This window comes from Roseicyclus sp. (genome assembly GCF_965662675.1).
Taxonomy (GTDB): domain Bacteria; phylum Pseudomonadota; class Alphaproteobacteria; order Rhodobacterales; family Rhodobacteraceae; genus Roseicyclus.
On the sequence record NZ_CBFIIK010000079.1, the window covers coordinates 1 to 13,444 of the forward strand.

General features: G+C 65.5%; 13 protein-coding genes. 4 read left to right on the top strand and 9 right to left on the bottom strand.

The features are described 5' to 3' along the window. The 5 genes from ACTG4J_RS11305 to glpD form a co-directional block, all read right to left on the bottom strand. Positions 1-573, bottom strand: a 573-nt coding sequence (locus tag ACTG4J_RS11305) for a sugar phosphate nucleotidyltransferase (protein WP_439139593.1), incomplete at its 3' end; no start/stop codon positions are given. A gap of 128 nt (positions 574-701) precedes the next feature. Continuing rightward, on the bottom strand, positions 702-2,987 hold the full coding sequence (locus ACTG4J_RS11310; protein WP_439139595.1) for a hypothetical protein: 2,286 nt from the start codon (positions 2,985-2,987) through the stop codon (positions 702-704). Between the two features lie 62 nt (positions 2,988-3,049). Further along, on the bottom strand, positions 3,050-3,898 hold the full coding sequence (locus tag ACTG4J_RS11315; RefSeq protein ID WP_439139597.1) for a carbon-nitrogen hydrolase family protein: 849 nt from the start codon (positions 3,896-3,898) through the stop codon (positions 3,050-3,052). Next, positions 3,895-5,397, bottom strand: a complete 1,503-nt coding sequence (gene glpK, locus ACTG4J_RS11320; RefSeq protein ID WP_439139599.1) for a glycerol kinase GlpK — start codon at positions 5,395-5,397, stop codon at positions 3,895-3,897. The genes ACTG4J_RS11315 and glpK overlap by 4 nt, the downstream gene beginning before the upstream one ends. A gap of 30 nt (positions 5,398-5,427) precedes the next feature. After that, a complete protein-coding gene (gene glpD / locus ACTG4J_RS11325) occupies positions 5,428-7,002 on the bottom strand; it encodes a glycerol-3-phosphate dehydrogenase (protein ID WP_439139601.1) in 1,575 nt (524 codons plus the stop codon). A gap of 103 nt (positions 7,003-7,105) precedes the next feature. Between glpD and ACTG4J_RS11330 the strand changes: the two genes are divergently transcribed. Then, on the top strand, positions 7,106-7,876 hold the full coding sequence (locus ACTG4J_RS11330) for a DeoR/GlpR family DNA-binding transcription regulator (RefSeq protein WP_439139603.1): 771 nt from the start codon (positions 7,106-7,108) through the stop codon (positions 7,874-7,876). On the opposite strand, the gene ACTG4J_RS11335 is transcribed toward ACTG4J_RS11330, so the two are convergent. Next, positions 7,851-8,546, bottom strand: a complete 696-nt coding sequence (locus tag ACTG4J_RS11335; RefSeq protein ID WP_439139605.1) for an arylesterase — start codon at positions 8,544-8,546, stop codon at positions 7,851-7,853. The genes ACTG4J_RS11330 and ACTG4J_RS11335 overlap by 26 nt on opposite strands. Here ACTG4J_RS11335 and ACTG4J_RS11340 point away from each other — a divergent pair. From ACTG4J_RS11340 to ACTG4J_RS11350, 3 genes are all read left to right on the top strand, one after another. After that, on the top strand, positions 8,545-9,240 hold the full coding sequence (locus tag ACTG4J_RS11340; protein WP_439139607.1) for an ABC transporter ATP-binding protein: 696 nt from the start codon (positions 8,545-8,547) through the stop codon (positions 9,238-9,240). The genes ACTG4J_RS11335 and ACTG4J_RS11340 overlap by 2 nt on opposite strands. Further along, positions 9,237-11,762, top strand: coding sequence for an ABC transporter permease (locus ACTG4J_RS11345; protein WP_439139609.1), 2,526 nt, complete (start codon positions 9,237-9,239; stop codon positions 11,760-11,762). Before ACTG4J_RS11340 ends, ACTG4J_RS11345 begins: the two co-directional genes overlap by 4 nt. Positions 11,763-11,826: 64 nt before the next feature. Further along, on the top strand, positions 11,827-12,624 hold the full coding sequence (locus ACTG4J_RS11350) for a metallophosphoesterase (protein WP_439139611.1): 798 nt from the start codon (positions 11,827-11,829) through the stop codon (positions 12,622-12,624). A gap of 21 nt (positions 12,625-12,645) precedes the next feature. Here ACTG4J_RS11350 and mnhG read toward each other — a convergent pair whose 3' ends face one another. Genes mnhG through ACTG4J_RS11365 form a run of 3 tightly spaced genes read right to left on the bottom strand, consistent with a single transcriptional unit; the run spans position 12,646 to position 13,441 of the window. Then, on the bottom strand, positions 12,646-12,975 hold the full coding sequence (mnhG, locus tag ACTG4J_RS11355; RefSeq protein WP_439139612.1) for a monovalent cation/H(+) antiporter subunit G: 330 nt from the start codon (positions 12,973-12,975) through the stop codon (positions 12,646-12,648). Continuing rightward, positions 12,968-13,294, bottom strand: coding sequence for a monovalent cation/H+ antiporter complex subunit F (locus tag ACTG4J_RS11360; RefSeq protein WP_439139614.1), 327 nt, complete (start codon positions 13,292-13,294; stop codon positions 12,968-12,970). The genes mnhG and ACTG4J_RS11360 overlap by 8 nt, the downstream gene beginning before the upstream one ends. A 3-nt stretch (positions 13,295-13,297) precedes the next feature. After that, positions 13,298-13,441 (bottom strand): Na+/H+ antiporter subunit E, encoded by a 144-nt coding sequence (locus ACTG4J_RS11365; RefSeq protein ID WP_439139616.1) that lies wholly within the window; start codon positions 13,439-13,441, stop codon positions 13,298-13,300. Between the last annotated feature and the right edge of the window lie 3 nt (positions 13,442-13,444).

Below are 13,444 nucleotides of genomic sequence, written 5' to 3' on the forward strand. Positions count from 1 at the left end.
ATCGGCCAGCATCGCCGCGGCTTGCGTATGATCGGGTTTCTCGACGAAGCGCAGCAGGGGGATGGCCGCGCTATCGCCGGGCTGGCCCAGTTCGAGATAGCCATAGCCCGTCTCGGGCCGATCGGGGCGGATACCAAAGGTCACGATGGCCCCGTCCTGGGCCGCAAGGGCGGCCTGCGCGATGGCGATATGAAAGGCGGCGGTATCGCTTACCACATGATCGGAGGGCGCGATCAGCACCAAGGCGCCGGGGTCGGCGGCCGTGATATGCAGAAGTGCCGCAAGAACAGCGGGCGCGGTATTGCGTGGTGCGGGTTCCAGAATCACCGCGTCTGGGTCGATGCCGGCCTCGGCCAATTGCTGGGTGACGATGAAGCGGAAATCGTCGCCCGTCACGATCACGGGCGGTGCGAAACCTTTCCCATGAACGCGTCGGACGGATGCCTGAAACAGGCTGTCTTCACCGATCAGGGCCGAGAATTGCTTGGGATAGCTGCGGCGTGACAATGGCCAAAGCCTTGTGCCGGACCCGCCGCATAGCAGCACTGGGGTGATCTGTTGCGATGTCGCCATGCCAGCCCCCGTTGCCCAGCCCCGATCGCAGCGCGCCATGAGCGCCGACGTTGCACGACGAAAACCCATCACACGAAAGATGTAAACCCTTCTCTCTTGAGAAAGATGACTGTCCTTATTGTTTATTTCTAGGGGGGTGTCGGATCAAAGGGATGAGCGGCGCGATACAGCAGCGCGATCGGCGCGATCGGCACGGCATCGGCGATGTCGCCATCGAGATGCAGGCTTGCCAAGGCGCGGGCCAAAAGCCCCGGCCCTGTCTTGAACCAGCGATGCTCAGTCTCGCGGGCGAGGCTTGCGGCGACCGCCTTATCAAGCGCCAGCGCAATGACCTTGTCTTGCGGCAAACACATGATCATCGCGGTGCTGGGCGCCCCCGCATCGTCGCGGAAAAGGCGTGTCGGGCCAAAGGCGGCCAAGCGGGCCGCGATGCCGCTTCGTGGCCAAAGCGGCGCACCAAGTCCGACACCGCCATGCTGCAAAAGATGGCCATAAAGCAGAAGATCGGCCTTTTGTTCGGGGTCACGCAGTAAGCGATAGGCCTTGGCCACCGCAGCGCCATGATGTTGCGCCAGCCATTCGCCCCCATCATCAAGCGACATCGCAGCAACCGGACGGCCCATTTGCGCGGCCCAAGCGGCGGCAAGGCGCTGGCCCTCGGGCGTTGTCGGGGCCGGGCTTGGCCAGAGCAGATGCAAGGGCTGCAGCCCATCGCCTGCATCTGGCGGGGCGGGTGTCGGCACGGGCATGGCTTGCATCGCGGCGATCCGCGCATGGGCGTGCAAGAAGTAATCTTGCGCCAAAGGGGCGCTCGCTGCTGCCGTGGCCATAGGCTTTTCGCGTACAGCCACCGCAAGCAGTCGCGCCTCGTTCAAAAGCGAGCCAAGCCATGTCGCCCGCGGGCGTTGGATCAACGCCGCAGCCAGCGGATCGTCCTTTGGATCAAGCTTGGCAAGCCACGCCTCGGCCGCTGCCAGATCGCCCAGCAACAGATGCGCCTTGATCAAGCTGGCCAAGGGCGGCTTGTCCATGTGCACGGTCTCGGACTCTTTGCACAGCTGGCGCAGCTGGTTGGGTCGTGCCAAGTGGAAAGCTGCCGCAAACCGATAGTGCAAGGCACGTCCCGCATCCAGCGCAACCCGGCCGCCTGTCACCAAATCCGCAACAAGATCCGGGCGCCCGGCGGCGATCTGCGCATCGCAGGCAAGCGCCAACATGTCGGCATCGCCCGGCCATTTACGCAGGCACCGCCCAAGATAGCGGGCCGCCAGCGTTGCCTGCCCTGCGCGTAACAAAACCCGCCCTAAGCGCGCTGCCGCCTCTGGGTCGCGCATGCCGATAACCGTCGCACGCAACAGATCAAGAGCAGCCAGCGGGCCGTGACGCAGCAACGAATGCTCAACGGCAAAGGCATGCTGATCGGCGGCGGGCCAAGCATCGGCATCGATGGCGGCTACGATCTCTTCGCCCAGCGCGCCCTGCCCCGCCGCATGCGCACGCGCGACAAGACCAATCGCATGATACCATGGCAAGGGCGCGCTTTCCTTGATCAACTTCATGAACATGGACCTGTCACCTTGCTTGGCCCTCTTTTGCAGAAGAGCGTCAAGCGCAGAACCGATCGCGGCCGGATCGGCCACCACCTTGCCCAAATCCGGGTCGGCCCCGACAAGCGCAGCCCAAAGGGTGTCGAAAGCCGGGGCAAGTGTCGGATCATCGGGGACAGGCGCGATCAGCGCGGCCGCCAATCTCGTTTGACCAATGCGCCAATGCGCTTGGGCGCTGCGCAGCCGGATCTCGGCGTGGTTGGGGTGGTGGGCGCGTGCATCCGCTGCAGCGCGCAGCGCGGCATCATCATCGTCCTGCGCCAACCCCAATTCTATCCGCGCCAACAGGGCCAAGGCATCGGCCGGTCGCTGATCCAAAAGCGCATCGCAAAACGGCCCGACCTCAGCGACACGCTGGGCGCTGCGCAATAGCATAATAGCATAGGCCAGATCTTCCGGCGCGCGTGGGGGATCAGCGCCGGGGCCAAGGCAAGCGAGCGCAGCATCAGGGCCCTCGGCCTGCTCCAACGCCTCGGCGGTCTTACGCCGCAAGATCGGTTCATCGGGCAATTGATCCAAAGCCGCGCGCCCCAGTGCGGCCGCTTGGCCCGGATCGCCGCGCGCCAGAACCAGCGTGATCAGCCCAATCCAGGCCCATAGATGCGCGGGCCTTTGAGCGATGATCTGGCGAAAGCCCGCTTCGGCAAGCGATTGATGCGAGGTTTCGGCCAGCGCGCCCGCAACCCCGAAGCGCAGCGCGGCAAGCCAGCCTGCATCACCCTGCGCGCCCTCAAGCCAATGGGCCAAATCGACAAGCGCCGATGCGACCTCGGCCGGGTCAGACCTACCATCGGCATGCTCAACCATGGCCATACCCCTTACGAACGGGGATACTGTGGCCAAAAATACCGGCTTTGCAAAGACCGTCGTTAGCCGATCCGGCTTGGATCGAACCAATCGGGCGGGGCGGCGCCCCAGCTTGGGATTTGCGCCCTTGCGCGCGCCACCGCGCCAAGGTCGAGGTCGATCAGCCGCAGGATCGGCGCCCCCTCGCCCAGATCAGCCAGAACCGCGCCCCAAGGGTCCACGGCCAGCGCATGACCATAGGTCTGCCGCCCATCTGCATGGTGGCCCGCTTGGGCTGCCGCCAGAACGAAGCTGCCCGTCTCGATCGCGCGGGCGCGCAAGAGCACCTCCCAATGGGCCTGTCCGGTCGGCACCGTAAAGGCCGAGGGGATGAACATCAGCACTGCGCCGGCCTGCGCATAGGCGCGGTAGAGATAGGGAAAGCGCAGATCGTAGCAGATCGACAAGCCGAAGGGGCCCCAAGGCGTTTGCGCGAGAGTCGCGCGCGTGCCCGGCGCGAAGCGTTTGGATTCGCCAATGGGGGCTTGGCCCTCAAGCGCCACGTCGAAGAGGTGGATCTTGTCATATTCCGCCACGATCCCGCCCGTGGCATCGATGAGGGTGGCGTGGTTCAGAAACCGCCCATCGGGGCCGCGCACGGGCGTCGATCCCGTGTGGATATACAGCCCATGCTTGGCCGCCAGATCGCGGCAGGCGGCGATGAAGGGGTCATCTTCGGCCACAACGACCTGCCGGGCCGATGTCTCGGGGTTGCGGTTCATCAGCCCCGCCACCTCGGGCAGGGCCAAAAGCTGCGCGCCGCCTGCGGCCGCGTCGGTCGCCAATGCGCTGACGGTCGCAATATTGGCCTCATGCGTGTCGGAGGAACACATCTGGGCCAAGGCAACACGCAAGGTGAGGCTTTGGGTCATGGGCGGCTCAAGGTGCGAGAGACAGCGTCTTTCCACCCGGCATAGCGGCTTTCGCGGGTCTTGGCATCCATCTTGGGCGCGAAATTGCGATCCAGCGCCCAAGTCGCGGCAAAGCCCGCCGCATCCGGATAGACACCGGCCCGCATCCCCGCCAGCCACGCCGCCCCCAGTGCTGTCGTTTCCAGAACGCGGGGGCGATCGACGGGCGCGCCCAGAATGTCGGCCAAAAACTGCATCGTCCAATCGGACGCGCTCATCCCGCCATCGACGCGCAGGGTGGAGGCATCCAGCGCGTCGCCTGTTTCGGCCCGCCAATCGGCGGCCATCGCCTCCCACAGATCGCGTGTCTGGTAGCCCACGCTTTCCAACGCGGCGCGGGCAAACTCGGCGGGGCCAGAATTGCGGGCAAGCCCGAAGATCGCACCGCGACACTCGGGGTCCCAGTAAGGCGCCCCAAGCCCGGTGAAGGCGGGGACAAGGTAAAGCTGTTGGGTCGGGTCGGCGGCTTCGGCCAGGCTTTGGGTCTGGGGCGCATGATCGATGATCCCCAGCCCGTCGCGCAGCCATTGCACCACCGCACCCGCGATAAAGATCGAGCCCTCCAGCGCATAGGTGGGCCGCCCGCCCAGTTGATAGGCGATGGTGCCCAGCATCCGGTTCTGCGAGCGCACCAGCGTATCGCCGGTATTGATCAGCGCGAAACAGCCCGTGCCATAGGTCGATTTCATCATGCCGGGTTGGAAACAGGCCTGACCGATGGTAGCGGCCTGTTGATCGCCCGCCACGCCCATGATCGGGATCGCGCCACCCAGAAGCGCGGGATCGGCCATGCCGTAATCGGCGGCGCAGTCGCGCACATCCGGCAAGAGCGCCATGGGGATACCCAGAAGCGCGCAGATATCCGCATCCCAGCGGCCTTCACGGATGTTGTACAAGATCGTGCGCGAGGCGTTGGTGGCATCGGTGGCATGCACGCGGCCCCCCGTCAGCTTCCAGATCAGCCAGCTGTCGATGGTACCAAAGGCCAGCTCCCCCGCCGCGGCACGGGCGCGCGCCCCTTCGACATGGTCGAGCAGCCACGCCAGCTTGGTGCCCGAGAAGTAAGGATCGAGCAAAAGCCCGGTCTTCTCTTGCACCATTGCCTCATGCCCCTCGGCCTTCAGGCGGGCGCAAGTGTCGGCGGTGCGACGGTCTTGCCAGACGATGGCATTGTGCAGGGGCGCACCCGTGGCGCGGTCCCACAGCACGACGGTTTCGCGCTGGTTGGTGATGCCGATGGCGGCGATATCGCGCGCGGCCAGCCCGCCCTTTTCCATCGCCGCGCGACAGGTGGCGAGAACCGATTGCCAGATCGCCTCCGCATCATGTTCGACCCAGCCCGAGGCCGGGTATATTTGCGGAAATTCCTGTTGCGCGGATGCGCCGGGAGCAAGACCCGCGTCGAACAAGATCGCGCGGCTTGATGTGGTGCCTTGATCGATGGCCAGAATATGCGTCATCGGCCCCTTCCCCCTTTTGTTGATGCAAGCCTATCGCGTAGCACGATCCGCGCAAGTCACGCCCGCCGCCATGAAGGCGTCGATGGCTGCGATCTGGTCAGGCCCAAGGCGCAGGCCCAGCTTGCTGCGCCGCCAGACGACATCTTCCGCCGTGCGGGCATATTCACGGGTCATGAGCCAGCGCAATTCCGCCTCGGTCAGCGTCGCGCCGAAATCGCTTCCCAAATCGGCGGCGGTCTGCGCGGGGCCGAGAATCTTGCGTGCCTCGGTGCCGTAGGCGCGGATGAGCCGTGTGGCCCAAGCTTGGCCGAGGAACGGGTAGCGCGTGCGCAGATCTTCGATCAGGAGGCCCACACCATCCACCGGGAAATCGCCACCAGGCAGCGCCACACCCGCCGTCCAATGGTCACGCCGACCGGGGAAGTGGGGTTTGAGCTTGTCCCACGCGTCCTCTGCCAGCGTGCGATAGGTAGTGATCTTGCCGCCGAAGATGTTGAGCAACACCGGGCCGTTCTCATCAAGCGACAGCACATAATCGCGCGTCGCCGCCGTGGCGGACGTGGCCCCGTCATCGTAAAGCGGGCGCACGCCGGAATAGCTCCAGACGACATCGGCGGCGCTGAGCGGCAGCTTCAGGTATTCATTGGCAAAGGCCAAAAGGTAATCGCGCTCGGCTTCGGTGCAGCGGGCCACACGCGCATCGCCCTGATGGTCGGCATCGGTCGTGCCGATCAAGGTGAAATCGCTCTCATAAGGAATGACAAAGATGATCCGCCCGTCGCGGCCCTGCAGGAAATAGGCCTTGTCGTGCCCTGCCACGCGCGGCACGACGATGTGCGAGCCGCGCACGAGGCGCACGGTTTCGTGGCTGTTCTGGCCGATCACCCCCTGCACCACATCGGCCACCCACGGGCCACCGGCATTGACCAGCGCGCGCGCCTTCACCTGTTCGGACACGCCGCCGCGCGCGAGCGTGATCTGCCAGCGATCACCCACCCGGCGGGCGGCGGTCACCTTGGTGCGGGTCAGGATGCGCGCGCCCCGCGCCTCGGCATCGCGTGCGTTCAGGACGACAAGGCGCGCATCCTCGACCCAGCAATCGGAGTATTCATAGGCTTTCGTGAAGCGATCTTGCAGCGCCGCCCCCTCGGGCGTATCGGGCAGATGCAGCGTCTTGGTGCCGGGCAGGATCTTGCGACCGCCGAGGTGGTCATAGAGGAACAGGCCCAGCCGGATCAGCCAGTCGGGCCGCCGCCCCTTGAGCCACGGCATGATAGCCCCCAACAACCGCGAGGTCGGCGTCGTGCTGTCAAAGCGCATCTCGTGCGAGAGCGGCAGCACGAAGCGCAGGGGCCAACTGATGTGCGGCATGGCGCGTAGCAAAACCTCGCGTTCGGCCAGCGCATGGCGAACCAGCCCAAATTCGAAAAACTCCAGATAGCGCAACCCGCCATGAAACAGCTTGGTCGAGGCCGAGGAGGTCGCCCCACCCAGATCGCCCATCTCGGCCAGACAGACCGATAGCCCCCGCCCGGCAGCATCGCGTGCGATACCGCAGCCATTGATGCCGCCGCCAATGACGAACAGATCGTAATGCGCGGCCATGGCGAATCCTTTGCCCACAACAATGCGTGCCTGACCCTGTCATTTTCATCCAATGTTCGTTTTGTCAATTTTCATGTTCGTTTTTTTTCGTTATGAGGGTGTCATGCGTATCAACCCACGCCAGTCGGATATTCTCGATCTTGCCCGCCAGATGGGCCGCGTCGGCGTCGATGATCTGGCCACGGGCTTTGGCGTCACGGTGCAGACCATCCGCCGCGATCTGGGTGAGTTGTGCGATGCGGGGCTTTTGGCGCGCACCCATGGGGGGGCGATGCTGCCCTCGGGCATCACGAATATCGCTTACGCCGAACGCCGCCGCCTTGCCGCCGAGGCGAAAGAGGCGATCGGGCGCGCCACCGCGGCGCTGATCCCGCAAGGTGCCTCGCTTTTCCTCAATATCGGCACGACGACCGAGGCCGTGGCGCGCGCGCTAAGCGACACGCCGAACCTGATGGTGGTGACCAACAATCTCAACGTCGCGCAGATCATGGGTAGCCACCCGACCGCCGAGGTGATCTTGACCGGCGGCCGCCTGCGCCGGGCCGATGGCGGGCTGACGGGCGATATGGCTGTGGAAACCATCCGCCAGTTCAAGGTCGATATCGCCGTGATCGGCGGTTCGGCCCTCGACCTTGCGGGCGATATCCTCGATTTCGACCCGGACGAGGTGCGCGTTTCGCGTGCGATCCTGTCACAGGCGCGGGCGGCCTTTCTGGTGGCCGATCATGGCAAGCTGGCGCGTGCCGCCCCGGTGCGGATCGCAGGGCTGCGCGATCTGGATCGCTGGGTCACCGATGCGGCCCCGCCCCGCGCATTGCGCGAGCTTTGCGAGGCGGCGGGCACCGCGATCACGATTGCGGCAAGCTCACGATAAGTTGTTCGACCAAGGGGCCAAGCGATGCCACGATCAAACCCACGCCTTCGGCATTGGGATGAATACCATCGGCTTGCATGTAAGCCGCAAGCGCCGCACGTGGATCTGCCTCGGCAGCATCTGTCAGGGGCCCCAGAAAACTTTCGGCATGCAGCGCGCCGTATTGGGCGGCAAGATCGGGATAGATCGCGTCAAAGGCGGCCTTGAACTCGGGGCCGTAATTGCCGGGCGCCTCCATGCCCACCAGCAGCACGGGCACACCCGCCGTGGCGGCGGCTTGCAAGATGCCTTCCAGATTGGCGCGGCTTGCCTCGGGCGGCAGGCCGCGCAGCAGGTCATTGCCGCCCAGCGCCACGATCAACGCATCGACATCGGGCGTCAGCGTCCAGCCGATCCGCGACAGCCCGCCCGCCGTAGTATCGCCCGACACGCCCGCATTGATGAGCGCGACCTGTTGGCCACGCGCGGCAAGCCAGCCCTGCAATTGCGGCACGAACCCCTCTTCCTGCACCAGCCCATAGCCTTGGGTCAGGCTGTCGCCCAAGGCGGCGATGGTGATCGTGTCCGCCCGCGCGGGCAGTGCGACCAACATCGCCAGCGCCAGCGCCTTGCCCATGACGCACCAGGCCCCATATGCCCATGAGCGAAGTAAACCGAGGCGTTCAGTCATGTCAGATCCTGTTTTGTCCCTTGTCGATGCCCGCCTCTCGCTCGATGGCAATGCGGGGCGCGTCGATATCTTGCACGGGATCACGCTCGATATCCATGCGGGGGAAACCGTGGGGCTGACGGGGCCATCGGGGTCTGGCAAATCTTCGCTCCTCATGTTGATGGGCGGGCTGGAGCGCGCCACTGGCGGTGCCGTCACGGCATTGGGCCACGACCTGACCGCGATGAACGAAGACCAGCTTGCCCGCTTTCGCAGAGACAATATGGGGGTGGTGTTCCAATCCTTCCACCTGATCCCGACGATGACCGCGCTGGAAAACGTGGCGACGCCATTGGAACTTGCCGGGCACCGCGATGCGTTTGAGCGGGCCGAAGCGGAATTGGAGGCTGTGGGCCTTGCCCAGCGCGCGCATCACTACCCCAGCCAGATGTCAGGCGGCGAACAGCAACGCGTGGCGCTGGCACGCGCCGCCGCGCCGCGCCCGCGCATCTTGTTGGCCGATGAGCCGACCGGAAACCTTGACGGCGCGAATGGTCAGGCGATCATCGAGATGCTGTTTGGTTTGCGCGACCGTCATGGATCGACGCTGGTGCTGGTGACACATGCGCCGGAACTCGCCGCGCGCTGTGACCGGGAAATCCGGCTGCGCGACGGGCGGATCGATGGCGCAACGCTCAAGGATGCCGCCGAATGAATGTCGCATGGCGCATCGCTCGCCGCGAATTGCGCGGCGGGCTGAAGGGGTTTCGCATCTTTCTGGCCTGTCTGGCCCTTGGGGTCGCGGCCATCGCCGCGGTCGGATCGGTGCGCGCCGCGATCGAGGCGGGGCTGTCGCGCGAAGGCGCAGCCATCCTTGGCGGCGATGCCGAGATGAGTTTCACCTACCGCTTCGCCGATGAGGCCGAGCGCACCTACATGGACGCGATCGCGCTCCGCGTCTCGGAGACAGTGGATTTCCGTTCCATGGTCGTGATCGACCGGGCGGAGGGGCCCGAGCGCGGCCTGACACAGGTGCGCGGCGTCGATGACGCCTATCCGCTTTACGGCACAGTTGTGCTTGATCCAGACCTGCCGCTGGCCGAGGCACTGGCCATGACCGACCGGCCCGGCGCGGTGATGGACCGGCTTTTGATCGACCGAATGGCGCTCGAGATCGGTGATGTCTTTCGGCTGGGGACGCAGGAATTCGAATTGCGCGCCGCACTGGTGGGCGAACCCGATGGCGCCTCGGGCGGGTTCGGTCTGGGGCCGCGCACCATCGTGACGCTGGCAGGGTTGGAGGGCTCGGGGCTCTTGGCACCCGGCACGCTCTATGACAGCCAATATCGTCTTGCCCTGCCGCCGGGGGCAGACCTCGCCGCGCTGTCGGCCGAGGCCCGCGCGCGTTTTGAGGATACCGGCCTGCGTTGGCGCGACAGCCGCAATGGCGCGCCGGGGGTGCAGGGCTTTGTCGACCGGATCGGTGCCTTCTTGGTGCTGGTGGGATTGGCCGGGCTGGCGGTGGGCGGCGTCGGCGTCTCATCAGCAGTGCGCGCCTATCTGGAGGGCAAGGTCGAGACCATCGCCACCCTCAAGACGCTGGGGGCCGAAGGGCGCACGATCTTTGCCGCCTATTTCATCCAAGTCGGCCTGTTGACGCTGTTGGGGCTGGCGCTGGGGCTGGCCTTGGGCGCGGTGCTGCCCTTGGTCTTTGCGCCGATCATCGCGGCGCAATTGCCCATTCCCATCGCCTTCGCGGTCTATCCCGCCCCCTTGGCCGAGGCGGCCCTTTACGGCGCGCTTACCGCGCTGATCTTCACGCTTTGGCCATTGGCGCGCACCGAACAGCTGCGCGCGGCAGCCCTATACCGCGATGCGGCGGGCGGCGTCAGGGCGTGGCCGCGCCCGATCTGGGTGGTGCTTGTCGCCGGGCTTGCGGTGTTGCTTGTCGGGCTGGCGACATGGCTTTCGGGGATTGAGCGGCTGGCGCTCGGCACCGCGGGCGGCATCTTGGGGGCGCTGCTACTCTTGGCGCTTGCAGCGCGCGGCATCCGGGCCTTGGCGCGGCGGCTATCGCGGGCACGTAGCTTTCGGGGTCGCACCGCGCTTCGCACGGCGCTGGGTGCCGTCGGCGGCCCGGGGTCGGAAGCGACAAGCGTGGTCCTGTCGCTGGGGCTGGGTCTTGCGGTGCTGGCCGCCGTGGGGCAGATCGACAGCAACCTGCGCGCGGCGATCCAGCGTGACCTCCCGACCGTCGCGCCGTCGTATTTCTTCGTCGATATCCAGCCCGATCAGTTGCAGCCCTTTCTCGACCGCGTGACAGGCGACCCCGCCGTTTCCCGCGTCGATACCGCGCCGATGCTGCGCGGCGTCATCACGCAGATCAACGGCCAGCGCGCACAGGATGTGGCGGGCGATCACTGGGTGATCCGGGGCGACCGCGGCGTGACCTATGCCACCACCGCGCCGCCACCCGAGGAAATCGTCGCAGGCGCTTGGTGGCCTGATGATTACGCGGGGCCGCCGCTGGTGGCCTTTGCGGCCGAAGAGGCGCTCGAGATCGGGCTCACGATCGGCGACACCATCACCGTCAACATCCTTGGCCGTGATATCGAGGCCGAGATCGCCGCGCTGCGCGAGGTGAGTTTCGAGAATGCCGGCATCGGTTTTGTCGTCACCATGTCGCAAAACGCGCTGGCGGGCGCGCCGCACACCCATATCGCCACCGTCTATGCCGAGGAGGCGGCCGAGGCCGCAATCTTGCGCGATGTGGCGGGCAATGCACCAAACATCACCGCGATCCGGGTGCGCGATGCGCTCGATCAGGTGGCAAGCGCGCTGCGCAGTCTTGCGGCGGCGACCTCCTACGGGGCGGGGGCGACGCTGCTGACGGGCTTCATCGTGCTGATCGGGGCTGCGGCGGCGGGCGAGCGTGGCCGCGTCTTCGAGGCGGCGGTGATGAAGACGCTCGGTGCCTCGCGCGCCAGCATCTTGACGTCCTTCGCATTGCGCGCGGCGCTGATGGGCCTGGCGGCGGGCGCGGTCGCGATCTTGGCCGGGGCTCTGGGCGGCTGGGCGGTGATGACCTTGGTCATGGAGAGCAGCTACCGCTTCGAGCCGGTCTCGGCGCTGGCCATCATCATCGGCGGGATCTTGGCGACATTGCTGTCGGGCTTGGCCTATGCATGGCGTCCCATGGCGGCGCGACCCGCAAGGGTGTTGCGCGCGCGCGACTGACCGGGATCAAAACACAGGCAAAGCGCTTGCCATTGGACGTTGCACAGGTCACCTGACAGCCAAGATGATCACACAGCTTCGCACCATCTTTGGGCGTAAGGGAAGCCAAACCGCCACCGATCCGGCGGCACCTGACCTTCCGCGGCCCCAAACGCCAACTTATGTCGTCGGCGATGTGCATGGGCGCGCCGATCTGCTCGAGCTGATGCTGGAGTTGATCGACGCCCATATCGGCGGCACCGGGGGGCAAGATCCGCGCTTGGTTTTTGTGGGTGACTACATCGACCACGGCCCCGAAAGCGCCGTGGTTCTGGCCCGGATGCGCGAGCTATCTCAGGATTTTCCCGATAATGTGATCTGCCTGATGGGTAACCATGAGCGGATGCTGCTCGACACGCTCACCGACCCCGCCTTGCGCGGCCCGCGTTGGCTCCGCGAAGGGGGGCAGGCAACACTGGCAAGCTACGGGATCGATCCAACCCCCTTGGCCGAGGCAGCCACGCCCGCATTATGGGCACAGACCGCCGCCGCATTGGCGCAAGCCATCGGGCAAGAGACCCAAGATTGGCTGGCCGCCTGCCCGCTAAGCTGGAATTCAGGCAATCTTTGGGTTGTGCATGCCGGCGCCGACCCTGCCCGCCCGATGACCGACCAAACCGCGCGCGTGCAGCTTTGGGGGCATCCCGAATTCGACAGCATGCCGCGAGGCGATGACGCTTGGGTTGCGCATGGGCATGTGGTGCAAGATGCCCCGAAGCTGTACGAGGGGCGCATCAGCCTCGACACCGGGGCATGGATGACCGGGCAACTCAGCTGCATCGCGATCCAACCCGATGGCAGCTACGTCTTCTTGCAAAGCTGAAACGCAGGATCGACCGACCGCCTAGCGGCGAAGCTTTTCCTCGGCCCCGTCCTCGATATCGGTCTTCCAAAGCGGCACGCCGACGCGGAACGCTGCGCGCCCGATCATATGGGCGGCGACAGGTGCGGTGATCAGCAAGAACAAGATCGCCGCCACCGCCCGCGTGATCGTGGCCAGATCGCCGAAATAGACCGCGACCGCCACAAGGATCAGCCCCGAACCCAGCGTGCCCGCCTTGGTCGAGGCATGCATCCGCATCAGCACATCGGGCAGGCGCAAGACGCCGAAGCCCGCCACGAAACAGAAAAATCCGCCCAGAAGCACAAGGGCGGCCATGATCAGATCAAGCATCGCTATCGCCCTCCGCCGCAGGGTTCGCCGATTGGGCGTTGCCATTTGTCGCTGGCCCGCGCCGTTCCACGAAACGTGCCAGCGCCACAGTGGCCAAGAACCCCACCAAGGCCAAAACGATCGCCACATCCACAAAGGCCGTGTCGCCCGAGATGATGGCATAAAGCCCACAGAAGGATACGATCAGCACCGTCATCATATCGAGCGCGACCACCCGATCCGGCAGGCTTGGCCCGATGATCAGCCGCGCAAAGGCCAAAACGACCCCCAGCATGACCAGCACGAAGGCGATGTTCAGCGATATTCCAAGGATATCCATGGCCTACTCCGTTGCCTCGATCACCCAGCGCTCCATCCCGTCCTTGATCTGCTGGCGGATGCCATCGGGATCATCGGCGAACATGGCGTGGATATAGAGCGTTTCGCGATCTTCCGTCACATCAAGGCTCAGCGTGCCGGGGGTCAGGCT

What these genes read in the sequence shown, in the direction of transcription:
- ACTG4J_RS11350 (WP_439139611.1), top strand. Translation starts at nt 11,827, where the DNA reads ATGATCACACAGCTTCGCACCATCTTTGGGCGTAAGGGAAGCCAAACC.
- ACTG4J_RS11330 (WP_439139603.1), top strand. Translation starts at nt 7,106, where the DNA reads ATGCGTATCAACCCACGCCAGTCGGATATTCTCGATCTTGCCCGCCAG.
- ACTG4J_RS11345 (WP_439139609.1), top strand. Translation starts at nt 9,237, where the DNA reads ATGAATGTCGCATGGCGCATCGCTCGCCGCGAATTGCGCGGCGGGCTG.
- ACTG4J_RS11310 (WP_439139595.1), bottom strand. Translation starts at nt 2,987, where the DNA reads ATGGTTGAGCATGCCGATGGTAGGTCTGACCCGGCCGAGGTCGCATCG.
- ACTG4J_RS11335 (WP_439139605.1), bottom strand. Translation starts at nt 8,546, where the DNA reads ATGACTGAACGCCTCGGTTTACTTCGCTCATGGGCATATGGGGCCTGG.
- ACTG4J_RS11340 (WP_439139607.1), top strand. Translation starts at nt 8,545, where the DNA reads ATGTCAGATCCTGTTTTGTCCCTTGTCGATGCCCGCCTCTCGCTCGAT.
- glpD (WP_439139601.1), bottom strand. Translation starts at nt 7,002, where the DNA reads ATGGCCGCGCATTACGATCTGTTCGTCATTGGCGGCGGCATCAATGGC.
- glpK (WP_439139599.1), bottom strand. Translation starts at nt 5,397, where the DNA reads ATGACGCATATTCTGGCCATCGATCAAGGCACCACATCAAGCCGCGCG.
- ACTG4J_RS11360 (WP_439139614.1), bottom strand. Translation starts at nt 13,294, where the DNA reads ATGGATATCCTTGGAATATCGCTGAACATCGCCTTCGTGCTGGTCATG.
- mnhG (WP_439139612.1), bottom strand. Translation starts at nt 12,975, where the DNA reads ATGCTTGATCTGATCATGGCCGCCCTTGTGCTTCTGGGCGGATTTTTC.
- ACTG4J_RS11315 (WP_439139597.1), bottom strand. Translation starts at nt 3,898, where the DNA reads ATGACCCAAAGCCTCACCTTGCGTGTTGCCTTGGCCCAGATGTGTTCC.